22 protein-coding genes, 2 pseudogenes and 1 riboswitch are annotated in these 21,674 nt (G+C 46.0%); of the genes and pseudogenes, 11 read left to right on the top strand and 13 right to left on the bottom strand.

Annotation, left to right across the window (positions count from 1 at the left end; genetic code table 11):
- Both BLP80_RS11845 and BLP80_RS16365 read right to left on the bottom strand, forming a co-directional pair.
- Nucleotides 1-282, bottom strand: a pseudogene (locus tag BLP80_RS11845) (IS1380 family transposase); the annotation flags it as partial.
- A gap of 12 nt (nt 283-294) precedes the next feature.
- Nucleotides 295-417 carry a hypothetical protein gene (locus tag BLP80_RS16365; RefSeq protein ID WP_256325080.1) on the bottom strand — a complete coding sequence of 41 codons (123 nt, stop codon included), beginning with the start codon at nt 415-417 and terminating at the stop codon, nt 295-297.
- A 284-nt stretch (nt 418-701) separates the two neighbouring features.
- Nucleotides 702-805: riboswitch (glycine riboswitch) on the top strand.
- A 42-nt stretch (nt 806-847) separates the two neighbouring features.
- On the opposite strand from BLP80_RS16365, the gene gcvT reads away from it, so the two are divergent.
- The 7 genes and pseudogenes from gcvT to BLP80_RS11880 all read left to right on the top strand — a co-directional run bounded on the left by gcvT (nt 848) and on the right by BLP80_RS11880 (nt 7,609).
- The gene (gcvT, locus tag BLP80_RS11850; protein ID WP_090543502.1) at nt 848-1,939 is read left to right on the top strand and encodes a glycine cleavage system aminomethyltransferase GcvT; all 1,092 of its coding nucleotides are present in this window, start codon (nt 848-850) and stop codon (nt 1,937-1,939) included.
- A 43-nt stretch (nt 1,940-1,982) separates the two neighbouring features.
- A complete protein-coding gene (gene gcvH, locus BLP80_RS11855) occupies nt 1,983-2,372 on the top strand; it encodes a glycine cleavage system protein GcvH (protein WP_090543504.1) in 390 nt (129 codons plus the stop codon).
- A 57-nt stretch (nt 2,373-2,429) separates the two neighbouring features.
- Entirely contained in the window at nt 2,430-3,791 is a 1,362-nt protein-coding gene (gene gcvPA, locus BLP80_RS11860; RefSeq protein ID WP_090543506.1) for an aminomethyl-transferring glycine dehydrogenase subunit GcvPA, read from the top strand.
- Between the two features lie 55 nt (nt 3,792-3,846).
- A pseudogene (locus tag BLP80_RS11865) lies at nt 3,847-3,972 on the top strand (lipid hydroperoxide peroxidase); the annotation flags it as partial.
- Nucleotides 3,972-5,441, top strand: a complete 1,470-nt coding sequence (gcvPB, locus tag BLP80_RS11870; protein ID WP_256325083.1) for an aminomethyl-transferring glycine dehydrogenase subunit GcvPB — start codon at nt 3,972-3,974, stop codon at nt 5,439-5,441. The pseudogene BLP80_RS11865 and the gene gcvPB, both read left to right, overlap by 1 nt.
- A 286-nt stretch (nt 5,442-5,727) precedes the next feature.
- Nucleotides 5,728-6,663, top strand: a complete 936-nt coding sequence (locus BLP80_RS11875) for a carbohydrate kinase family protein (protein WP_090543510.1) — start codon at nt 5,728-5,730, stop codon at nt 6,661-6,663.
- Nucleotides 6,664-6,931: 268 nt separating this feature from the next.
- Nucleotides 6,932-7,609: a lysophospholipid acyltransferase family protein gene (locus tag BLP80_RS11880; RefSeq protein ID WP_256325081.1), complete on the top strand. Its 678-nt coding sequence runs from the start codon at nt 6,932-6,934 to the stop codon at nt 7,607-7,609.
- Here BLP80_RS11880 and BLP80_RS11885 read toward each other — a convergent pair.
- The 3 genes from BLP80_RS11885 to BLP80_RS11895 all read right to left on the bottom strand — a co-directional run bounded on the left by BLP80_RS11885 (nt 7,530) and on the right by BLP80_RS11895 (nt 9,778).
- Nucleotides 7,530-8,357, bottom strand: a complete 828-nt coding sequence (locus BLP80_RS11885) for a symmetrical bis(5'-nucleosyl)-tetraphosphatase (RefSeq protein WP_090543514.1) — start codon at nt 8,355-8,357, stop codon at nt 7,530-7,532. The genes BLP80_RS11880 and BLP80_RS11885 overlap by 80 nt on opposite strands.
- Nucleotides 8,358-8,389: 32 nt before the next feature.
- The gene (gene dapB / locus BLP80_RS11890) at nt 8,390-9,196 is read right to left on the bottom strand and encodes a 4-hydroxy-tetrahydrodipicolinate reductase (RefSeq protein WP_090543516.1); all 807 of its coding nucleotides are present in this window, start codon (nt 9,194-9,196) and stop codon (nt 8,390-8,392) included.
- A gap of 135 nt (nt 9,197-9,331) precedes the next feature.
- Nucleotides 9,332-9,778, bottom strand: a complete 447-nt coding sequence (locus BLP80_RS11895) for an outer membrane protein assembly factor BamE (RefSeq protein WP_256325082.1) — start codon at nt 9,776-9,778, stop codon at nt 9,332-9,334.
- A gap of 53 nt (nt 9,779-9,831) precedes the next feature.
- Between BLP80_RS11895 and fur the strand changes: the two genes are divergently transcribed.
- Both fur and BLP80_RS11905 read left to right on the top strand, forming a co-directional pair.
- The gene (gene fur, locus BLP80_RS11900; protein ID WP_090543519.1) at nt 9,832-10,275 is read left to right on the top strand and encodes a ferric iron uptake transcriptional regulator; all 444 of its coding nucleotides are present in this window, start codon (nt 9,832-9,834) and stop codon (nt 10,273-10,275) included.
- 24 nt (nt 10,276-10,299) lie between these two features.
- Nucleotides 10,300-10,803: a hypothetical protein gene (locus tag BLP80_RS11905; RefSeq protein WP_143002287.1), complete on the top strand. Its 504-nt coding sequence runs from the start codon at nt 10,300-10,302 to the stop codon at nt 10,801-10,803.
- Between the two features lie 120 nt (nt 10,804-10,923).
- On the opposite strand, the gene BLP80_RS11910 is transcribed toward BLP80_RS11905, so the two are convergent.
- A complete protein-coding gene (locus BLP80_RS11910; RefSeq protein ID WP_090543523.1) occupies nt 10,924-11,322 on the bottom strand; it encodes a hypothetical protein in 399 nt (132 codons plus the stop codon).
- Nucleotides 11,323-11,634: 312 nt separating this feature from the next.
- On the opposite strand from BLP80_RS11910, the gene BLP80_RS11915 reads away from it, so the two are divergent.
- Nucleotides 11,635-12,588, top strand: a complete 954-nt coding sequence (locus tag BLP80_RS11915; protein WP_090543524.1) for a LysR family transcriptional regulator — start codon at nt 11,635-11,637, stop codon at nt 12,586-12,588.
- A gap of 10 nt (nt 12,589-12,598) precedes the next feature.
- Here the strand turns inward: BLP80_RS11915 and lpdA are convergent, their stop codons facing one another.
- Entirely contained in the window at nt 12,599-14,344 is a 1,746-nt protein-coding gene (gene lpdA / locus BLP80_RS11920) for a dihydrolipoyl dehydrogenase (RefSeq protein WP_090543526.1), read from the bottom strand.
- A gap of 47 nt (nt 14,345-14,391) precedes the next feature.
- Entirely contained in the window at nt 14,392-15,657 is a 1,266-nt protein-coding gene (locus BLP80_RS11925; RefSeq protein ID WP_090543528.1) for a glutamate-5-semialdehyde dehydrogenase, read from the bottom strand.
- Between the two features lie 718 nt (nt 15,658-16,375).
- Between BLP80_RS11925 and BLP80_RS15730 the strand changes: the two genes are divergently transcribed.
- A complete protein-coding gene (locus BLP80_RS15730; RefSeq protein WP_176754363.1) occupies nt 16,376-16,513 on the top strand; it encodes a hypothetical protein in 138 nt (45 codons plus the stop codon).
- Between the two features lie 47 nt (nt 16,514-16,560).
- On the opposite strand, the gene BLP80_RS11930 is transcribed toward BLP80_RS15730, so the two are convergent.
- From BLP80_RS11930 to BLP80_RS11945, 5 genes are all read right to left on the bottom strand, one after another.
- Nucleotides 16,561-17,013 (bottom strand): DUF4124 domain-containing protein, encoded by a 453-nt coding sequence (locus tag BLP80_RS11930; protein WP_090543530.1) that lies wholly within the window; start codon nt 17,011-17,013, stop codon nt 16,561-16,563.
- 183 nt (nt 17,014-17,196) lie between these two features.
- Complete coding sequence (locus BLP80_RS11935; protein WP_218120444.1) at nt 17,197-17,865, bottom strand: M48 family metallopeptidase; 669 nt, start codon at nt 17,863-17,865, stop codon at nt 17,197-17,199.
- A 7-nt stretch (nt 17,866-17,872) separates the two neighbouring features.
- Complete coding sequence (locus BLP80_RS11940; protein ID WP_218120445.1) at nt 17,873-20,797, bottom strand: type I restriction endonuclease subunit R; 2,925 nt, start codon at nt 20,795-20,797, stop codon at nt 17,873-17,875.
- 11 nt (nt 20,798-20,808) lie between these two features.
- Nucleotides 20,809-20,994, bottom strand: a complete 186-nt coding sequence (locus BLP80_RS15945; protein ID WP_218120446.1) for a hypothetical protein — start codon at nt 20,992-20,994, stop codon at nt 20,809-20,811.
- Nucleotides 20,991-21,620: a GmrSD restriction endonuclease domain-containing protein gene (locus BLP80_RS11945; RefSeq protein WP_090543534.1), complete on the bottom strand. Its 630-nt coding sequence runs from the start codon at nt 21,618-21,620 to the stop codon at nt 20,991-20,993. The genes BLP80_RS15945 and BLP80_RS11945 overlap by 4 nt, the downstream gene beginning before the upstream one ends.
- Between the last annotated feature and the right edge of the window lie 54 nt (nt 21,621-21,674).

Genomic DNA, 21,674 nt, shown 5'->3' on the forward strand with positions numbered 1-21,674 from the left:
GGTATGGGCGGTGATACCGGATTGACGAATCCGCGCGGCAACGATCCGCCGATTGATACGAGAAAGACCCGCCAGTCCTTTGCCAGCACCCGTGCGGCGCAACCAGTCGCCCACAGCATCTGTGCTCGGCAGCACACCCAGTTTCAGTAAATTGGATAATGCAGAGTCGCTCTTGAGGGTGCGCATATCCTCCAGCGACCGGCCACCACCATTGAGCATGAGCACCAGTGGGGTTACATAGGCCGTCGCTTCATAGCTGTGTCCGCTTCCAGGCTTTGGCATCTCTTGCAGTAATCACCGCTTAAATCCCAGACCATGGACAAATTCGCCAAATAGCACTAATCCAGCGTTCGCTGTCAATATCTCATCCGTTGCCTCTATCTTGAACGGAAGCACCATTTGCGCAGAAGCCCTCATTGCCCTACCTCATTTCATCACCCCATAGGTGAAAGTTTCGATCGCCTTAATTCTACCGGATCGCTTGTGCAATGGGGCATTCCCTTATATTAGAATGTTTGAATCGCGATTCTTGGGTTATGTAACCATCTTGTTTCACTAGTCTAGCTAAGGTATAGTGGCGAACTGCCATTTTATATCCAAGCAGGAGAGCGCGCTTTCTTCAGCGCCGCCGAAGGCGTAACCCCCCCGGAATCGCTCAGGTATAGTTAATAGAAACAGTATTGACTAAAAAAACTGCTTGCGACAGGCAATCTGGAGAGCGCCGAACAGTGAGTTCAGCCACCGAAGGGGCACACGGACAGAGTTCTACCGTAAAACTCTCAGGTAAAAGGACAGAGGGGTGAAGTCAAATGAGAAGACTTCATTTTTTATCTTAGGGAGAAAATCTGTGTTAAAAATCACCCCTCTTAATCAAGCTCACCGAGACATGAATGCGAAAATGGTCGATTTCGGTGGCTGGGATATGCCTCTTCATTATGGATCGCAATTGGATGAACACCATAAGGTGAGGCAAGATGCAGGCATGTTCGATGTATCACATATGCTGGTCGTCGATATTGAAGGCGAAAATGTTCGCAATTTCTTGCGGCAATTAACTGCTAATAATGTAGATAAACTCACTGTATCAGGTAAAGCCATTTATACCTGCATGCTTAATCCAGACGGTGGAATTATTGATGATCTCATTATCTACTTCTTATCCGAATCCTGGTTTAGATTAGTAGTCAATGCTGGGACTGCAGATAAAGATATCGCATGGATTACTTTACAACGCGATCAAGCTGCGCCAGATCTTGAAATAAAACCACGCCGCGATTTGGCTATGATTGCCGTACAGGGCCCAAATGCAAGAGCTAAAGTTTGGCAAGTCATCTCGGGCGCTCAGACTGTCACGGAAAATCTAAAGCAGTTTCAATCAGCAACTTTTGATCAATATTTTATTGCGCGCACTGGCTATACGGGTGAAGATGGTTTTGAGATCATTTTACCAGCCAACGAAGCAGTCGCATTCTGGAAAAAGCTATACGCAGCTGGCGTAGCGCCAGCGGGATTAGGTGCTCGAGATACGCTGCGCTTGGAAGCTGGGATGAATCTCTATGGTCAGGATATGGACGAAGCGACTAATCCGCTTGAATCAGGATTGGCTTGGACAGTGGATCTGAAAAGTGAGCGGGATTTTATCGGCAAACAAGCGCTTCTGCAAACTGCTATCAAACGACAATTAGTAGGCCTTTTATTATTGGATAAAGGCGTACTTCGTAGCCACCAGAAAGTCATGACACAACATAATCAAAGTGAATGTGAAGGAGAAATTACTAGCGGCGGTTTCTCACCCACACTTAATCAGTCAATTGCTTTGGCACGCGTTCCAGTACAAGTAGCCATCGGCGAAGAGGTTCATGTATTGATACGAGATAAAAAACTCGCTGCCAAAGTCGTAAAATATCCATTTGTACGAAATGGCCAAATTCTGATTTGACGCCAAGATCACCAAAACCTTTCCTAATATTGGAGAATAAAAAATGAGTATCCCAACACAACTGAAATATACAAAATCGCATGAATGGGTGAAATCTGAAAGTGATGGTACCGTTACGGTAGGTATCACCCAGCACGCTCAGGAATTACTTGGAGACATGGTATTTGTTGAACTGCCCAAAATCGGACGCATTCTCGCACAAAAAGAAGAATGCATTGTAGTAGAGTCCGTCAAAGCTGCCGCCGATGTTTATTCTCCTCTAGCAGGTGAAGTTATCGCAGTGAACTCCGAACTCGAATCTTCACCAGAGAAAATCAATCAAGACCCCTATCATGCGTGGTTGTTTAAATTAAAGCCAGCCAATATTGCTGATTTGGAAAGCTTGCTTGATGCGCAAGGATATGAAAAAGCTTTGGAAAGCGAAGCGCATTAATCTCCGATTCTTTTCTCACTGATTCATTGCTTCAAATTATTTTAAAATCTACCAATTATGCCATTTATTCCTCACACTGAAGAAGATGTCGTAGAGATGCTTGCAAGTATCGGAGCAGGCTCTATTGAAGAATTATTTGATGAAATTCCCTCCGACTTGAAGACAGGCGCATTAACCCACGTACCCCCAGGCATGGGTGAGATGGAAATATCAAGGTTGATGCATGAGCGTGCCCAGAAAGATGGGTTTTATCTTAATTTCATTGGCGCTGGCGCCTATGAACACCATATTCCCGCAGCAGTTTGGCAAATTACTACTCGTGGCGAATTTTATTCTTCTTATACGCCCTATCAGGCCGAAGCAAGTCAGGGTACGCTTCAACTATTGTATGAATACCAAACAATGATGGCCTCATTGATTGGCATGGACGTATCAAACGCAAGCCTATATGACGGCGCAACAGCGCTTGCCGAGGCTGCCCTGATGGCTGTCCGCCAACACAAGACCTCACGTCGAATTTTGGTACCTCGAACTGTCCATCCTGTTTACCGCAAGGTATTGCGTGCTATCGTCAGTAACCAAGATATCGAAGTTGTAGAAATCCCCTTCTGCCCAGAATCCGGTCAGGTTCTACCTGAACATCTTGAACAATTTGGGAAAGAAGAGTTCGCTGCACTCGTCGTTCCTCAGCCCAATTTCTTTGGCATTCTTGAACAAGTCGATGCCATTACTGACTGGGCGCATGATAAACATTCACTCGTAATCGCCGTCGTTAACCCGATGGCGCTCGCGATGCTAACACCGCCAGGCGAATGGGGTACTCAAGGTGCGGATATTGCAGTAGGTGAAGGTCAACCCCTGGGCATTCCCCTCTCCAGTGGTGGACCTTATTTCGGGTTTATGACATGCAAGCATGAGTTGGTTCGGCAAATGCCAGGACGCATAATCGGCAGAACTGTCGATTTAGATAATAAACCTGGTTTTGTACTGACTTTGCAAGCTCGTGAGCAGCATATCCGCCGCTCCAAAGCCACCTCTAATATCTGTACTAACCAAGGATTAATGGTGACAGCGGCGACCATTTATATGTCTTTATTAGGCCCTGAAGGATTACGTCGGGTTGCGGCTCAATCACATGCAAACATGTTGCAATTAGTAGAGCTGTTGGAGAAATTGCCTGGTGTAAAACGAACTTACAGCGGCCCTAGCTTTCATGAAGTCGCACTGACACTACCCGGACCAGTTAGTGATATTCTGCAAGCGCTCAAAGAACAGCATATTCTTGGAGGGTTAAACTTGCAGGAGCATTACCCTGAATTAAACAATACTCTGATGGTATGCGCCACTGAAACCAAGACAGCTGATGATTTGAATAAGTACAGCAAGATACTCGGGCAAATTCTTAAAAAATACCAATAATTAAATTTTCCATTATTTTCATTCAGTCGAACTCATAAAGGAAACCATGGTTACGCTTGCTGGTATTACTGCACGAGCAGTTATCGTGCTGAATGAAAACGATACAGTTATTCATCCCGAATTAGTACCAGAAGTTAGAGATGAACCCAATTATGATGCAGCTTTAGCTGCTTTGAATTAATTTTCCAATCGCGTAAAACTCATATGCTGATATTTGAACACTCACGCCCAGGACGGCGTAATTATTCCCAAGCTCCGGCTACTAAAGCAGAAAAGCAAAATATTCCACAAAATCTGCTACGTAAGACGCCCATGCTTCTTCCAGAAGTTTCTGAGATGGACGCTGTACGTCATTACACCCGTCTTTCCCAAAAGAATTTTTCGATCGATACGGAATTCTACCCATTGGGTTCCTGTACCATGAAATATAACCCTCGTGCCTGCAATGCGCTAGCTATGCTACCGCAATTTCTGGCCCGGCACCCATCAGCACCTGAAGATACAGGACAGGGCTTTCTAGCCTGTATGTACGAATTGCAGGAAATATTGAAAGACGTGACCGGGATGGCAGGCGTCAGTCTGACGCCTATGGCTGGCGCACAAGGTGAATTAATTGGAGTTATGATGATACGCGCCTATCATGAAGCGCGTAATGATAAAGGACGCACAGAAATCATCATACCTGATGCCGCTCATGGTACCAATCCAGCTACTGCTGTCATGTGCGGATACAAGGTAGTAGAAATATCCACAGATAAAGAAGGCAATGTCGATATGGCTGCATTGAAAGCAGCGGTCGGCCCACAGACTGCTGGCTTAATGTTGACAAATCCATCAACGCTCGGAGTTTTTGAGAAAAATATTTCGGAGATGAGTCGCATTGTTCATGAGGTCGGGGGACTTCTATACTATGACGGTGCTAACCTTAACGCTGTTTTGGGTAAAGTCAAACCAGGGGATATGGGCTTCGATGTCATTCATATTAATTTACATAAAACTTTTTCAACGCCCCATGGCGGAGGAGGCCCCGGTGCTGCCCCAGTAGGTGTTGCAGAACGTTTACTGCCATTCTTACCCATCCCTATAGTTGCCCATGAAAAGGGAGTCTATCGCTGGTTGACGGAAAAAGATGTACCGCAAACAATCGGCCGGCTGTCCGCACACATGGGTAACGCGGGAGTATTATTGCGCGCTTATATTTATGTACGCTTACTGGGCGCAGAAGGCATGCACCGTGTTTCCAAATACGCCACACTCAACGCCAATTATTTAATGGCAGAATTGAGTAAAGCTGGATTTGAAATTGCTTTCCCAACACGTCGCGCGAGTCATGAATTTATCGTTACGCTAAAAGATATTAAAGAAGAAACGGGCGTCACTGCGATGAATCTAGCTAAACGGCTGCTGGATAAAGGCTATCATGCACCTACTACCTATTTCCCGATATTGATTCCTGAGTGTCTACTCATTGAACCTGCCGAAACAGAATCCAAACAAACGCTAGATGCATTTGTTGCCGCTATGAAAGAGATTCTTGTGGAAATTCAGAACCAACCAGAAATGGTTAAAAGTGCACCACATGATATGCCGCTACGTAAACTGGATGATGTCAAAGCTGCCAGGGAATTAGATTTAACCTGGAAGCCGTAATTAACCCGAATATTTCATAAATTCGCGTGATGATCACGCAGGATTTTGATTAATAGGGAAATTTTGAGAAGGAATGGCGTAGTGATTCATACACCCGACTGAGCAAAATCTTTCTTATTAATCAAAAGACAAGTGAGGGCACGTGCCAATTTGTGAAATATTCGGATTAATCTTGCTGGCATTTCGTAACAATTAATAGACTCCCCGGCTGGCTGGCTTAGATTCTGATCATCCTGCTTGGGGAGAAGCTTTTCTAACCACTTTTCAGTCCCAGAACTTAGAAATAATGCATACCCTTATATGTGGTTCTATTGCCTATGACACCATAATGGTATTCAAAGACCATTTTAAGCATCATATTCTGCCCGACAAACTTCATGTACTAAATGTAGCTTTTCTCGTTCCTGACATGCGACGCGAGTTCGGAGGGTGTGCCACCAATATTGCCTACAATCTAAATATGCTAGGCGGTAATCCACTAATGATGGCAACAGTGGGTGATGACTTCCAGCCTTATGCATACCGTCTGGAAAAACTGAATTTGGCTAAAACCTATATTCGCCAAATAAACAATGCGTTTACTGCACAAGCATTTATTACTACTGATCTAGATGATAACCAGATTACGGCTTTTCATCCTGGCGCTATGAATTTCTCGCACTATAACTCTGTAAAAGATGCCATGAATATCAATCTAGGCATCATTGCACCTGATGGTCGTGATGGAATGATTGCTCATGCGTGCGAGTTTCAAGAATGCGGTATTCCCTTTATGTTTGATCCTGGTCAAGGACTACCCATGTTCAGCGGTGATGAATTGATTGATTTTGTTGATAAGGCCGACTATATCGCAGTCAATGATTATGAAGGCCAATTATTGCAAGAACGAACGAAATACACGTTGCGTGAGCTTGCAAATAGGGTTAGAGCCCTGATCGTTACTAAAGGTGCGCAAGGTTCAATTATTTATGCTGAAGGCCGCCAGATTGAAATTCCCTGTGTTAAGCCCGATGCAATCATAGATCCTACTGGCTGTGGCGATGCTTATCGAGCAGGGTTGCTTTATGGCATCGCTACTAACATGGATTGGCAAACAACAGGGCAGCTTGCTTCGCTGTTAGGCGCCATCAAAATTGCATACCGTGGCGGGCAGAATCATCGATTTAGTCGAGACGAAATTGATCAGCTTTATTTTGAAATATTTGGAAATCGAATCTTCTAGGTACTCAAATTAAAGTTGATATCAATCTACTGTAACTAAAGTAAGGTACATTATGAATTTAATAGAGGTGAATCGCAGAAACTGCTAGGCGAGTCAGGTTTTTATTTGAGCGATACGGTGCACTAACCATTATTATGACTTCATGAATAGCACCTCAACTTCTAAAATAATTCAGATCTTACGGTTTGGCAGACTGTTGCTTCATATCTTCTCTGGCTTGCTCCAGTCCATAGCTTATCCGTATTTCAATCGGTCCGTACAGAGATATATGGTACGGAAATGGGCGGGAAATCTGCTTGGGATTCTGAACGTTAAATTAAACTGTAGCGGTCCCTTACCTCCTGAAGATGAGCAACGTGTCATATTAATTGCCAATCATATCTCCTGGCTGGATATCATGATTATTCTGACAATGTATCCTGTTAGGTTTGTAGCCAAATCTGAGGTCCTCAGTTGGCCACTGCTTAATATATTATGCCGTAATGTAGGAACGATTTTCATCGAACGCGAAAAACGTAATGATACGATACGCGTTAACCAAGACATCGTCAAAGCACTTGTTACCGGGGATAGTATCGCGATCTTTCCAGAAGGTACAACCAGCGATGGAACAGTCCTTCTGCACTTTCATGCTTCCCTACTCCAATCTGCAGTAATCGTGCAAGCATCTCTTCATCCAGTTGCGATTGATTATCGCGATATCACTGGAGCACGTAATACAAGTGTGGCCTATGTTAACGTGACTATATTGGAATCGCTGAGACTTATTCTAATGCAACCTGCTATTAAAGCAGAATTATCCTTTTTGGATCCCATTAACTGCGAAGACAAGAATCGACGAGAATTAACACGCTTGGCAGAGCATGCTATCTCTGAAGCGCTGCAACTGACTGTTGTGCGCAAGATACCTGAAAGACTCTCCGATCTTCCAAGCGTATCGCAGTAAGCTTTCCTCCCCAAAGACAGCCCGTATCCAGCGCAATCAAGTTTTCTCTAATCTGTAGACCGAGTGCGGACCAGTGACCAAAAATGATTGTAGTCGATCTGCTGGCACGATTGGGTACATCAAACCAGGGTAGATATCCCTTGGGAATGGAGTGAAGCTGGCCTTTGTATGAGAAGTCCATTCTACCTTCTGGCGTACAAACACGCAGGCGGGTCATCGCATTAACGATAACGCGCAAGCGATCATAACCAGTTAAATCGTTGCGCCATAAATTTGGCTCATTTCCATACATATGAGAAAAAAATTCATAAAAATTTTCCCCACATAGTGCTGTTTCTACCTCTTGTGCGAGCTCTGCTGCTTGGGAGATATCCCAGGATGGCAATAGACCAGCATGGACCAAGGCATATTCATCATCAACATAAAGCAGTTTTTGATGGCGCAACCATCTCAGCAGATCATAACAATCAGGCGCATCCAGAATAGCCTGCAATGTATCGCCTGAACGCAGTTTAGTTAAACCTTCAGCAACCAGAAGCAAATGTAAATCATGGTTACCCAGCACCGGAATAACAGCGCTGCCTAGCTTTATAATAAAACGCAATAAGATTAATGAATCCGGCCCACGATTGACGAGATCACCGACTAGCCACAATTTATCTCTCTCAGAGTTAAATCCAATCAATTCAACAAGTTGCTGGAATTCCTCATAACAACCTTGCACATCGCCGATAACATAAGTCGCCATAATGAAACCGGATAATTACGATCTCATTTTATTTACCGCAAGCCTAGCACATCTTGCATGTCAAATAGACCATTACGTTGAGCAGAAAGGAATCTGGCAGCGCGTAATGCGCCCACAGCAAACGTTTTGCGACTACTGGCCTTATGCGTTATTTCTATACGCTCACCTGTTCCTGCAAAAACTGCTGTATGATCGCCTACAATGTCGCCACCACGAATAGTGGCAAAACCAATCGTTTCAGGAGAACGCTCGCCAGTAACACCTTCTCGTCCATAAACAGCGACTTTTGCAAGATCCCTATTCAGCGTTTCCGCGATAATTTCCCCCATACGCAATGCAGTGCCCGAGGGGGCATCCACTTTATACCGATGATGTGCTTCCACAATCTCTATATCATATTCATTGAGTAACGTACTAGCGGCAACTTCCAATAGTTTGAACATGACATTTACGCCAACACTCATATTCGGTGCAAATACGATAGCAATATCTTTCGATGCTGCTTTGAGCTCTTCTTTTTCGGTCGCTGAGAACCCGGTCGTACCAATGACCATTTTTATGCCAGCATTACGACAGATTGCAAGGTGAGCAAGCGTACCTACAGGACGAGTAAAATCTATTAACACATCACTACCGGATAGTACAGAAGCAATATCACTACTAATCGGAACACCACAAGGCGCTCCAATCAGTTCACCCGCATCCTTTGCCAGGAATGGATTATTCTTTTGTTCCAATGCGCCAGATAATTGCAAATCTGGCGCTTCGGTGATCATTTCCAGGAGTACTCTACCCATGCGCCCGGTACTTCCAGCTACAGCAATATTCAGAATTGTCATTGATGTCTAGAAAAAATATTATTAATCATTTTAATTCTATTTTACCCCTTAGTGAATATGAACTGACTGGGTATCCGCGAATCAAATAAGATGATCAATAGCACTCCACCACTTACTATAGAACATTCTAATAGATTAATTACTAGGAATCTCATCACTCACGCCATGATCCTCTTCCATGTATTGCTGATGTTCTTCCTTGATACGAGGTGCAACCGGTAACACATTATCTGAAGAGGTGGAAAGTGAGAAATCCCCTTCAAGATGAGAAAGTCGATCGCCATCAAAAATGACTGTCAGCTTTTGTTTCTCAGATAACACTCCACGTGGTGCAGAATAATAAAAATAATCCCATCGATTATTATGAAAAACATCGGTTATAAGTGGTGTTCCCAATACAAAACGCACTTGCGACCGGGTCATACCCGGTTTTAATTTCTCTATCATTTCCTGAGTAACTACGTTACCCTGCTGGATATCAATTTTATATGGAACCGTTGGAATATAAGCACAACCAAACAATAAAGAAGCAACGAGTAACAATGGTGTTTTTAAGTGCATACTAAGCGCGAGTGTTTTCAAAGCAAACTAAGCGCTATATGATACAGCAAATAATTTTTTGGACTGATTAAACTATGAGCAAATCTGAAGACCTCAAAGGTATTGACCTCAAAACAATTGGCTTAAAAACGACCCTACCCCGCCTAAAGATACTTAATCTATTTGAGAATAGCTCAGTTCGTCACCTGTCGGCAGAAGATGTCTATAAGGAATTACTTAATGATGGTGAAGATATTGGTCTTGCAACGGTCTACCGTGTGCTAACTCAGTTTGAGCAAGCCGGTTTACTTGAGCGTCATCATTTTGAAAGTGGCAAAGCAGTGTTTGAGCTAAGCAGCGACTCGCATCATGATCATTTAGTATGTCTACAATGCGGGCGTGTAGAAGAATTTTATGATGCAGAAATTGAAAAGCGCCAAATCAGAATTGCCAAAGATCGTGGATTCAATCTGCAGGAACACTCACTATCCCTCTATGCAGATTGCACTAAATCAGATTGTCCACATCGAAAATTATGAAATACATAATATAAGATTACTAACATGACATTGATGACATCGCGCCTTATCAGTATCAATTATGAGTGTAATGTAAAGTTAGCGCTTCTTCTTTGCCTGCTGCTGATCTCACTTTCGACGCAGGCGGAGTCTGTCATTGATGAACAAATTCGCCAGCTAGAAACCAGCTTGTTACGTATCCACCAGGATCAACAGAATGTCTTTCAGCAATTCCAAATGAAACAAGAGCTCCGTCGTTATGAATTAAGACAGGAAGAAGGAATCACTTCCTTGCCTCAAATTGGAACATATCCTCAAACTGGAACAGCTCCTATGAGCGAGTTTTTACCTGAAATAAATATCGGTGGGTCTCCACCAAGTTACGAGGAAATGGTAAAGAACAAGCAAGAGCGCCAGAAGCGAATACGACAATACACATCGGATATGGATCAGCTCTATACACAATACTTGGGACTGGAAGTCGAAAAAAAAATCCTGATGGAACAAATAGGTGACTTAAAACGAAGTAAGCAAGAAGATATCCAATAAAAATTTATTGGATATAATAAAGTAGCGTGACTTTGGCTAAATACAAACTACAGGCCATTTAGTCACGCTCCAATCTAAACTACATTTATTATTATTAATTATTTCATTTGCGGTTTTACTTTATTTCTTAGCGATATCAGGTTTTCTCTCATTTACACAACGATAAGCATCGCCAGAAGCTTGTGGGTAAGAATCGGATCCTGCTGAATGTTCGCGCCATACAAGATGGGTGGCATTAAGTTCTGCGGCCATTTTTAAGACCTTATCTTCTGCTTTATGCTTCCTTGCATTCTTGGATGATTTACCCCAATCTGAGGTTCCCCAAACCTTTCCCAAGTAACTACAGCTTTCAATTTCTATATTGGCTCTAGCAGCTTCGATAATGTTATAAGAATTTCCTGCAGCTATAGCAACCGCTGTCACAGAGCTGAGAGAAATAACAAAAGCCAGTATACGAATCAGAAACACTCGAGGCAGCGAAATTATTAAATTAAACAATTTAATTTTCGTCATGCTCATACCTTTAAATTCCTATTTATGCTCCGCTTAGAATAATTACACTAGCAATACGTTCTTTTCTATCTACAGTGTTAGACTTAAATTATAATTAGAGGAATAATGTTTCAATTGCCAGCCATATCATACGTACTCATAAAATCCCCCTGCTACTTCAATGGAACTATATGAAACTCTTATGATTTAATTCACACCCTCTTTCTAAAGATATATAGTATTAATAAGATGATCAAAAAATAAGTAGGCTAAAATGAACTACATTGTAGTTAATTAGGATACAATTAAATAATTCTGAGTTTAGCAGGAGGTTTATTTATGCAAGATCTTAATCTTATTGCTACTTTCGCCCGTGTTGTAGAAGCAGGTAGTTTCGCAGAAGCAGCTCGTCGCATGGATACTTCGCGATCTGCGGTAAGTAAGGCTGTCGCCAAGCTTGAGGTTGATCTGGGCGCAAGATTGCTTAATCGTAGCACACGCCATCTCAGTCTGACTGAAGTAGGCAGAACATTTGCGGAACACTCGATCCGCATCTTGGAGGAAGCTGTGCATGCAGAACAAGTCGTCACTAGCTTGCATGCCGAACCGCGCGGTATGCTCAGGGTTTGTGCATCAGTGGCATTTGGCACACTTCACGTTGCACCTGCCCTTGCTGACTTTCTTGGACGCTATCCTGAAATCCGGATCGATATGACCATTACGGATCGTCCAGTGGATATCGTGGAAGAAGGATACGATGTGATCATTCGCGTAACAGGCGAACCGGATCTTAATCTCGTTGCGCGGAAGCTAGCACCTGCACGCCGGAAATTGTGTGCCACACCGGACTACTTTTACAAACACGGTGTACCGCTCACGCCGAGTGACTTGGTCAAGCACAACTGCCTTGACTATACCCTCTCGGGTGAGCAGGGTTATTGGCGTTTTAATGGGCCAGAAGGGGAAATTGCAGTACCTGTCTCAGGAACTCTGCGTATTAACGATGACGATGCGCTTTCTCAAGCCGTACTTGGCGGTTTGGGTATCGCCCTGTTACCTACTTTTACGATCGGGAAAGAGCTGCAAAATGGAAATTTGCAAGCAGTATTATCTGAATATATACCGGTAAAACGCTATGTTTATGCGTGCTATCTGCCTAACCGTTATCTGCCAGCTAAAGTTCGTTCATTTATTGATTTTCTTTCAGCCCGTATTGGTGAAGTCCCCTATTGGGATAGCCCGTCTGCACAATCCGAATTCAAAAACAACCGGTCAGATTCAATTGAAGTATAAAATTACCAAGTTATCTCTTTGGCATATACAGATCAGTTATCGTTCCCTCTGCCATTTCTGCTGAGAAAAGAATTGTTTCAGACAATGTCGGATGAGGATGAATGACCAGGCTGATATCTTGCATATCAGCACCCATCTCCAGTGCCAGCACCGCTTCTGCGATCAACTCACCCGCATGCGCCCCCACAATGCCGGCACCCAGTATTCGACGAGAGTTTTTATCTAATAATAACTTAGTAAAGCCTTCTTCACGTCCCATAGCAATCGCGCGACCACTGGCCGCCCAAGGGAACACCGCTTTCTCATAATCAATTCCTTGCTTCTTCGCGTCAGTTTCAATCAAGCCCATCCAGGCAATCTCTGGATCAGTATAGGCTACCGAGGGGATAGTGCGCGCATCAAAGGCTACCTTATGCCCAGCAATCACCTCAGCCACAAGTTTACCTTCATAAGTCGCCTTATGTGCCAGCATGGGTTCCCCGGCAATATCACCAATCGCAAAAATATGCGGGATATTGGTACGCATTTGCGTATCCACTGGAATGAAGCCCCGTTCGTTTACCTGAATATTGGCATTTTCTGCTCCAATCATCTTTCCATTAGGACGACGCCCGACTGCAACCAGAATGCGATCATATAATTGAGGTTCAGGCGCATGATCACCCTCAAAAAATACTTTTAATCCCTTTTTCTCTACCTCGATTTTACTGACCTTATTATTAAGGTAAATTGCTTCATATCGTTTTAACAAATGCTTATAAAGCGGTTTGACAAGATCGTTATCGGCTCCAGGAATAAGCTGATTCATTTGCTCGACGATGCTTATTTGGCTGCCAAGCGCATCGTACACTGTCGCCATTTCCAGACCAATAATGCCACCGCCGATGACAAGCATCTTTTTGGGAACATCTGCCAGCTTCAATGCATCAGTAGAATCCATCATCCGGGGATCATCATAAGGAAAACCCGGAATACGCGCAGCACTTGAGCCCGCAGCGATAATACAGTGATCGAATGAAACTGTTGTTATACCCTCCTCGGTATTTACTTCAATCATGTGAGGAGAAACAAATTTACCGATACCTCGAATAATTTCTACTTTGCGCTGTTTGGCTAATGCAGTTAATCCTTTAGTAAGTTTGCCAACAACCGATTCTTTCCATGCTCGCAACTCGCCGATAGCAACCTTGGGTTTCCCAAAAACGACGCCCTGCTGCTCAATTTCTTTAGCTTCAGTAATCACTTTCGCGACATGCAGCAGCGCTTTGGAGGGGATACACCCCACATTGAGGCATACCCCGCCCAGCGTCGAATAACGTTCAATCAGCACAACCTGCTTACCCAGATCAGCCGCACGAAAGGCCGCCGTATAGCCACCAGGCCCCGCCCCCAGCACCACCACCTCGGCGTGCAGGCTGTCACGCGTAGTCATAGCTGACTGAGACTCGCTCAAAGCGGATATCGTAGTGTCATCAATGACACTGGTTTGAGTGATTGTCGCCTCAGTTGAGGAAGTGATCGCTTCTAACGTGACGATAAGCGACTCCTGCGATACCTTGTCCCCCACCTTGACATGCATCTCCTTAACAATCCCCGCTTGAGGAGAAGGCACTTCTATCGACGCCTTATCTGTTTCCAGCGCAATCAACGAAGTTTCTTGCTCAACCTTATCACCCGGTTTAACCAGCACTTCTATAACGGAAACATCCTTAAAGTCGCCAATATCGGGAACTTTCACTTTAATTAGATTTGCCATACTTCTTGTTATTTTTTAAATTGAGAAGATTTTAGGTTATCAATCTATTACTGTCGTATCTGGCCATCGCCTAACACGACAAATTTCTGGCTCGTGAGCCCTTCCAATCCTACCGGACCGCGCGCATGAATTTTATCGGTCGAAATGCCAATTTCTGCGCCCAGTCCATATTCAAAACCATCCGCAAAGCGCGTAGAAGCATTAACCATGACCGAACTCGAATCAACTTCACGCAAGAAACGACGCGCATGGCTATAGTTTTCCGTCACGATCGCATCGGTATGTTGAGATCCATAGGTATTAATATGTTCGATCACCTCATCCAGCCCACTCACGATACCGATATTCAGAATAGGCGCAAGATACTCGGTGCGCCAGTCTTCTTCCATTGCCAACTTCATTTGCGGGATAATGGCACACGCTGCCTGATTACCTCGCAACTCCACTCCCTTTTCCAAGTAAATTTTACAGAGAAGCGGCAGGATTTGCTTGGCGATCCCTTCATGCACCAGCAAGGTTTCCATGGTATTACAGGTGCCATAACGCTGCGTCTTGGCATTATCGGCAATGCGAATGGCCTTGTCCAGATCAGCCTGGTCATCGATATAGACATGGCAAATCCCATCCAGATGTTTGATCACGGGAATGCATGCTTCATTGGAAATGCGCTCGATCAGTCCTTTCCCACCCCGCGGCACAATGATGTCAACAAATTCTTTCATGGTAATAAGCTCACCAACCGCCGCACGATCGCTGGTTTCAATCACCTGCACCGCCGTCTCTGGTAACCCTGCTGTCCTTAACCCTTCTTTCACGCACGTGGCAATGGCTTGATTACTATGCATCGCTTCCGATCCACCGCGCAGTATAGCCGCATTGCCCGCTTTCAGACATAAGCCGGCTGCATCCGCCGTGACATTTGGCCGCGCTTCATAAATAATCCCGATCACCCCCAGCGGCACGCGCATTCTGCCCACTTGTATACCGGACGGACGATAATTCAAATCGCTCATTCCACCGATGGGATCCGGCAAAGCGGCAATTTGCCGCAAGCCATCAGCCATACTTGCGATACTCTTGGCAGAAAGCGCTAAGCGGTCAACCATGGCCGAATTCAGCCCCTTAGCCTGAGCATTCTCGAGATCGCGCGCATTCGCTGTCAACAAATTTTTCTCATCGCTCCGGATAGCCTCGGCCATCGCCATCAGCGCCCGATTTTTGCTGGCCGTATCCGCTTTTGCCATTAAACGCGAAGCAGCCCGGGCGTTCTGACCAACCGCTTGCATGTAAACTTTAATATTTGTGATATCCATCAAATAACTCCAAAATGAGCAATATCCTACTGCGGCAGCTCGATAGCCAATCAGAAAATCTCTCTAGCCGGGATTGATAGCGGCTTCTGTCCAGTACACGTGAGCAACATAGCCTATTATTTTACATTGCCACATCCAGCTAGCACATGCTTTTTTGGTTATGGATCGTTCTAATACAAGCTCTAACACAGCCTGCTAAACCTGGTTACAATAAAAGCTAATCGATGCGCTACCATAAAGGAAGGTTTTGTGTATTCCAGCATATTAACCCGAATATTTCATAAATTCGCGTGATGATCACGCAGGATTTTGATTAATAAGGAAGTTTTGAGAAGGAGGGGTGTAGTGATTCATACACCCGACTGAGCAAAATCTTTCTTATTAATCAAAAGACAAGTGAGGGCACGTGCCAATTTATGAAATATTCAGGTTAATGTTATTCAGGTTTAAACTCGAAGGTGTGCCAGCATGACACTTCCTTTTCGTATTCTGGCAATGCTGGTCATTGTACCCACCACCTATTTTCACCTATTGGTTCTCAATTTCACTCATACCGTCCATGGAACCCACATGGGTACTTAACCTGATCGCGTCATTGTGCACAGGCGGTGTTTTGGCTTGTATAGCTGGAAAAGACTCAGCTCCATTCCAGAAGGACCTGTCTCGAGCCTATTCCTAGGTGGGCTCTATCGGATTTTGTGCAGGCTTCTTCGTCCCCATGATTGTAACGCCAGAGGCCAACCAGGGCCCGCTACTGGGTATCTTTATAACCGGCCCTTTAGGCTTCCTGCTTGGAGGAATCAGCAGCTTTGCCTATTGGCTGATCAAAAAGAAGAAAAATGAGCGCAAGAAATAAGGTCTGTGAATTTTTTGATGCTTGCATTGATGCATCCCCGGATTTCATTACTGACAGTACGTGGCAATATTGTTTAAGGCTTCAGCCGTATACTGCTGGCGCAGGTGATCATCCACATCAATGACGCCGCCATTGCCATCCGGCACTGACAAACGCTCGGAATTTCTGAGTAACTCCAGATTGCTTCGCGCTCTCAAGCAATTCTCTTTTTTCATGTTCGCTTCCGTCAGTTGTTTGCTTTTTGCTTCCTCCCGAGTGGCACGTTTTTCCTTCCATGTTTGTTCTTTCTTTGCTGCATCTTTTGTGCCGTCTTTACCCTCATCATTGGCAGACTGTGAGGAGGACTGGATATCGATCATTTTTTCATTTTTGCTCGCGCCAGCAGGCGGCAGTTGATCAGAGTATTGCACCTTTCCCCTGCCATCTACCCATTTGTATACCTGACCATTTGCGTTTCCAGTAAGGAGCAGCAATAAAGTCACAATCATGACATTTGGCATGATTTTTCCCCTAAAACAAAAAGTATCGAGCAAATTTACTCAAACTTTATGAGGTAATAAAAAAGACCTGGCCAATTTGCGAGAATGTATATGCGTTACTGATTTGTAGCACATGAATTTCTGTTCATTTTTGCTGCGGGAACCGGCGCGAATGAACTAACCTGCCATATTGCACCTTTTCGTTTACAAATCTTGCTCCAGCAGCGCTCCATTCTTGAGTAACCACGCTTTCGCTTTCTCCATGTTAGGTATCTGCGCTCGCACAATATTCCAGAAATGCGGCGTATGATTTTGTTCGATCAGATGAGCCAGCTCATGCACGACCACATAATCGATCACGAACATAGGCGCCTTAATTAACCGCCAATTAAAAATCACATTATCGTTAGGCGTGCATGAACCCCATCTATATTTACTGTCACCGATCTTTGCTTCCTTGAAGCTCACTCCCAGGATTTTTGCACGACATGAGGCAAGGGAGAGAATCTTTTCCCTGGCTCGCTTGATGAACCATTTGCGAAACACCAGAGGTTTTCCCACAAGATGACGCGGCACAACAAACCTCTGATCAAATTCAATCTGCCCTTCACCCTCCACCAACTCGATACGATAATGCCGCCCCAAGTACAACAGCGATTCACCTGAAACCAGTTCCTTGCCAGGTGGATGAGGCAAAGGGTCGTACTTCTGAGCGTGCCGAGTCTTTTCATAAAGCCATAGCTTGCGTGATTCCATAATCTGGTGGATTCTTTCTGGGGATGTTCCCTCAGGAGCAATCACGATCACGGAACGATCGCGCTCCACCGTAATGGTGAGTGTCTTGCGGCGTGAAAAGACGATTTTGTAATTCAATTCCATATCAGGTGGCGTACAGAATCCGATCGTTATTCTTCTCGGCAATCTCCATCACGCGCGAAATAATCTGGTTACGCCTGGCAATTAAATCCGGCAGGGTGTGAAAGGCTTCTGAAAGCAGAATTTGCTGGATTTCTGCTTTCAACTTGTTGCGGGCAGGCGCGCTCTCCCAGAAACTGGTGAGCTTCAACTCTCGCTCCACTGCCAGGTAAATCTGTTGCGTCAAATTGACCAATAACGCAATGCGCTCATCGGTTTTCCCCAAATAGCCTGGCTGTTGCTCCCATATCGCACTGAGTTCAGCCTGCAGCATGCGGAAGAACGGCATCTGTTTTTTCTTATGCAGACCATAGGTCGGCTCATTCTCAGTTCTGATGATGCGCTTGCGCAGTTTCTCCAGTTCTTCGTAGATTTTCTGCCAATTATCTTTAAACGCTTGCAGGATATCTGCCAGTGCTTTAGAGAATGAGGCTTGCAGCTCCGGGTCGTCGTTCAATTCGATGTCGAGATGATGGCGGATGGCGTGCTCGATTTCAGCAGCCTTGGTCTTGGTGCGCGTACGCTTGGCGACTTTGCGCTCGAAATCCTCGTCTAAAATCGAGATTGGTTTCACCTTCAACTCGATACCCTTGGAAGCAAGATACTGATCCGTCAAAGCCCGCAGCTTGGGCGGGATGCCCTTCATACTCAGGCGCGCATCGTTCAAATGCCGCCCGGCCAGCACGTTAATTTCCGTCAGCGCGTTGTAGGTTGCAACGTATCCCAGCGCCTGCTTGGCGGGAAAAACCAAGTCCAGACTGCGTGTCAGCTTACGATAAGCCAACATAAATTCGAAGCGAATGTCCTCATCGTAGAACAGATCGAAAAAGGCATCATGATCGGCCAGATCGGTCAAGCCGTGCTTCTCCAGCAACATCATGATCGCCTGGTAGTCCGCCTGCAATTCGCGCAACTCATCCTCGGGAAAACTCAAGACCGCGAGCACTTCCTTCTGTTCACGCTCGTCATAATTGTCGATCGCCTGCTTGAGATGATGGCCAATACCCACGTAATCGACGATAAAACCCTTTTCCTTGGCTGCACCCGCCACGCGGTTGACCCGCGCAATCGCTTGCAGCAAATTATGGGCGACGATCACTTTGTCGAGATACATCACCTGCTCGGTAGGCGCGTCAAAACCGGTGAGCAGCATGTTGTTCACGATGATGATGCCGATCTCGCCGGTCACGCCTTCATCCTTACCTTCGAAGGGCAGCTTGAAACTCTTGATACTGCGCGCATGGCGGGCGCTGTCGGTGAATTCCTTGATGTGCGGCAGGTCATTATGATTGCCGGAAATGACCACGTCGGTTTTCAGCGTGTTAAGACGTGCCAGATCGATATTGAGTGGATTGACCTGTTCCAGCTTTTCGATAGCTTTCGCCAGCGCATCATCCAGCGCGGCTTTGTAGCGCACCGCCGCTTCGCGCGAGGTCGCCACCACCTGCGCCTTGAAGCCATTGGGGAAGACATGCTCCAGGTAATGCGTCACCATGTCCTTCGCCTTGGCCTCGATGGTGGGCAGGGCCTCAAGGTAGGCCTCGCGCGAGCCGTAGCCGAGAATTTGCAAACGCTGCTGCAGGTTATAGTCGCTGAATACGTCCGCAAAAGCGGTATCCATATCCTTCTGATTGTGTACTTCGGCGTTGTGAGTGCGACCTTCATAGACGATTTCCAGCGTCACGCCGTCCTCGATCGCCTGGCGCATGGTGTACTTGTCGATGTAATCACCGAACACTTTCTCGGTCTTGTCGATCGGTGTGCCGGTATAGCCGATGCGCGCCGCATTGGGGATGGCTTTGTCCAGGTTTGCCCCCAGCAGTGCGTATTGCGAACGATGCGCCTCGTCGGTCATCACCAGAATGTTCGGGCTCGGGTTCAATTCGGGAAAAATCTCCGACAAATCGGTCTCGCGGAACTTGTGGATCATCGCCATCACCAGGTCCGAGGAATCGCTGCGCAGCAATGCCTTGAGCTTGGCGATGCTGTCCGCCACCTTCACCGTAAAACCGATGCTGCCGCCGGTATCAAAGAGCTGCTGCTCCAGTTGCGTGCGATCGGTAACGAACACCACCTTCCACTTGCAAAGCTGCGCATGGCGGTACATCTCGCGCACCATGAACATCATGGTCAGCGACTTGCCCGAGCCCTGGGTATGCCAGACGATGCCGCTACGCGCGCGAGGCGTCTTGCCCATCAGCAGTCGGTTTACCGCCAGCTTCACGGCGCGGAACTGCTGATAGCGCCCGACGATCTTGATCCGCTCGCCCTTGTCCGATTCCGAGAAAATGGTGAAGGTGCGGAGGATATCCAACAGGTTCTGCCGATCCAGCATGCCCGCCACCAGCCGCTGCTGGTCGTTGGGACTGCTGCTGCCGTGGCTCAGGTCCTCCACCGTGCGTGGCCAAGGGTCGGACCAGCGGTAAAAATGCTTTTCGATGTGGGTGGTGAGGGTGCCAAACTTGGCCTCGTTGCGGCAAGTGGCGACCATGAACTGATTGAAGTAGAACAGCAGCGCACTGCCCTCCCCCTTGGCCCCGCGCTGCTCGCTGTAGCGCAGCAGCTGCTCAATGGCCTCTGGGATCGGCTCCTTCACCTTGGGCGACTTGCACTCGATTACCACCACCGGCAAGCCGTTCAAGAACAGCACAATATCCGGCACGATGTGGTGCTCGGTGCCGGGGATGCGCGCCTTGAATTGGCACACGGCGATGAAGCGGTTGTTGGCCAGATGCGTAAAGTCGATGTAGCGCACTGTGGGGCTTTTCTCGCCGGTTTTTCGGTTCTCGGCGACGCTGGTGTTTTCCAGCAGCAGGTTCAGTACATGGCGGTTGTTATCGAGCAGATTGGAGCTCGGAAAGCTGGCGATGAGGCGCTTGATCACCTTCACCTACTCGGGCGTTACCTGCTCCCCAGCACTACCTCGTCGAAGTTCTGGCGGAAGGTTTGCTTCGGCTCCTGCTTCATCTCCAGGTCGATGACCTCCCAGCCCAGCCCCGCCAACTGATCAAGCAGCGGCTTCTCAACATGATTACGCTCGTCGAGGCGGATATGTTGCGGTGTTTTATCGCTTGGCATCATCATCATCCTCCTCCTTCTTTCTCGTCATCAAGAAACAAAAGTTTCCGCTTTGCTTTCATGCTGGAAAATTTGATATCCCAGCGCTTCTCCATGAAATCCAACAATTTCAGGCCGCGCGTGCGAATATGATTTGCGTCCCAGGTTTTGCTTTTTGAAACCTCAATCTCAGAGTGTGAGCCATCAGAATATCCGTTGCGCAGCTTATTTCCTGCTTTGTCATATTTAGGCTTCTTCTTGCTCGAAAAAGAATCATTCTGTAACGAGGAGTTAATCGAGGCTGACAAAAGCAACAAGTTGCCGAGACTGCCAGAGCAATGCTTTTTCGCCAATTCAGAAAAATCTTCAAATGTAGCAGCCCACTCATCTGTTTCAGTTTGTGGGTAGATATGCTCAATAGAAATTTTGTCCTTCCCCGTCTTCAAAAGTGATTCCCAGCTTACTTTCTGTTGACGGCTATCTTCCAGAAGGTCCAATTCATATTCATATAGAAAGTAGCGAAGACCATTCCAGCCGTAATACCCGGTTCCATTCTTAAATTTCTTGAAAAGAATGGCGTAAAACTCTTCCTCAGCAAAACCACCGTCATCCCTAAGAAGCTGTCTGGCAAAACGATTTCCATTAGAATCAAGGATTTTTTGATAGTAAGCTAAGAGATGTCATACAAAACGGATATAAATGATGAGGAA

This window comes from Nitrosomonas sp. Nm132 (genome assembly GCF_900100485.1).
Taxonomy (GTDB): Bacteria; Pseudomonadota; Gammaproteobacteria; order Burkholderiales; family Nitrosomonadaceae; genus Nitrosomonas.

What these genes read in the sequence shown, in the direction of transcription:
- dapB (WP_090543516.1), bottom strand. Translation starts at nt 9,196, where the DNA reads ATGACAATTCTGAATATTGCTGTAGCTGGAAGTACCGGGCGCATGGGT.
- BLP80_RS16365 (WP_256325080.1), bottom strand. Translation starts at nt 417, where the DNA reads ATGAGGGCTTCTGCGCAAATGGTGCTTCCGTTCAAGATAGAGGCAACG.
- gcvPA (WP_090543506.1), top strand. Translation starts at nt 2,430, where the DNA reads ATGCCATTTATTCCTCACACTGAAGAAGATGTCGTAGAGATGCTTGCA.
- BLP80_RS11885 (WP_090543514.1), bottom strand. Translation starts at nt 8,357, where the DNA reads ATGGCGACTTATGTTATCGGCGATGTGCAAGGTTGTTATGAGGAATTC.
- BLP80_RS15730 (WP_176754363.1), top strand. Translation starts at nt 16,376, where the DNA reads ATGATTGTAACGCCAGAGGCCAACCAGGGCCCGCTACTGGGTATCTTT.
- BLP80_RS11905 (WP_143002287.1), top strand. Translation starts at nt 10,300, where the DNA reads ATGACATTGATGACATCGCGCCTTATCAGTATCAATTATGAGTGTAAT.
- BLP80_RS11930 (WP_090543530.1), bottom strand. Translation starts at nt 17,013, where the DNA reads ATGCCAAATGTCATGATTGTGACTTTATTGCTGCTCCTTACTGGAAAC.
- BLP80_RS11910 (WP_090543523.1), bottom strand. Translation starts at nt 11,322, where the DNA reads ATGAGCATGACGAAAATTAAATTGTTTAATTTAATAATTTCGCTGCCT.
- BLP80_RS11915 (WP_090543524.1), top strand. Translation starts at nt 11,635, where the DNA reads ATGCAAGATCTTAATCTTATTGCTACTTTCGCCCGTGTTGTAGAAGCA.
- BLP80_RS11925 (WP_090543528.1), bottom strand. Translation starts at nt 15,657, where the DNA reads ATGGATATCACAAATATTAAAGTTTACATGCAAGCGGTTGGTCAGAAC.
- lpdA (WP_090543526.1), bottom strand. Translation starts at nt 14,344, where the DNA reads ATGGCAAATCTAATTAAAGTGAAAGTTCCCGATATTGGCGACTTTAAG.
- BLP80_RS11880 (WP_256325081.1), top strand. Translation starts at nt 6,932, where the DNA reads ATGGTACGGAAATGGGCGGGAAATCTGCTTGGGATTCTGAACGTTAAA.
- gcvH (WP_090543504.1), top strand. Translation starts at nt 1,983, where the DNA reads ATGAGTATCCCAACACAACTGAAATATACAAAATCGCATGAATGGGTG.
- BLP80_RS11875 (WP_090543510.1), top strand. Translation starts at nt 5,728, where the DNA reads ATGCATACCCTTATATGTGGTTCTATTGCCTATGACACCATAATGGTA.
- BLP80_RS15945 (WP_218120446.1), bottom strand. Translation starts at nt 20,994, where the DNA reads ATGATGATGATGCCAAGCGATAAAACACCGCAACATATCCGCCTCGAC.
- fur (WP_090543519.1), top strand. Translation starts at nt 9,832, where the DNA reads ATGAGCAAATCTGAAGACCTCAAAGGTATTGACCTCAAAACAATTGGC.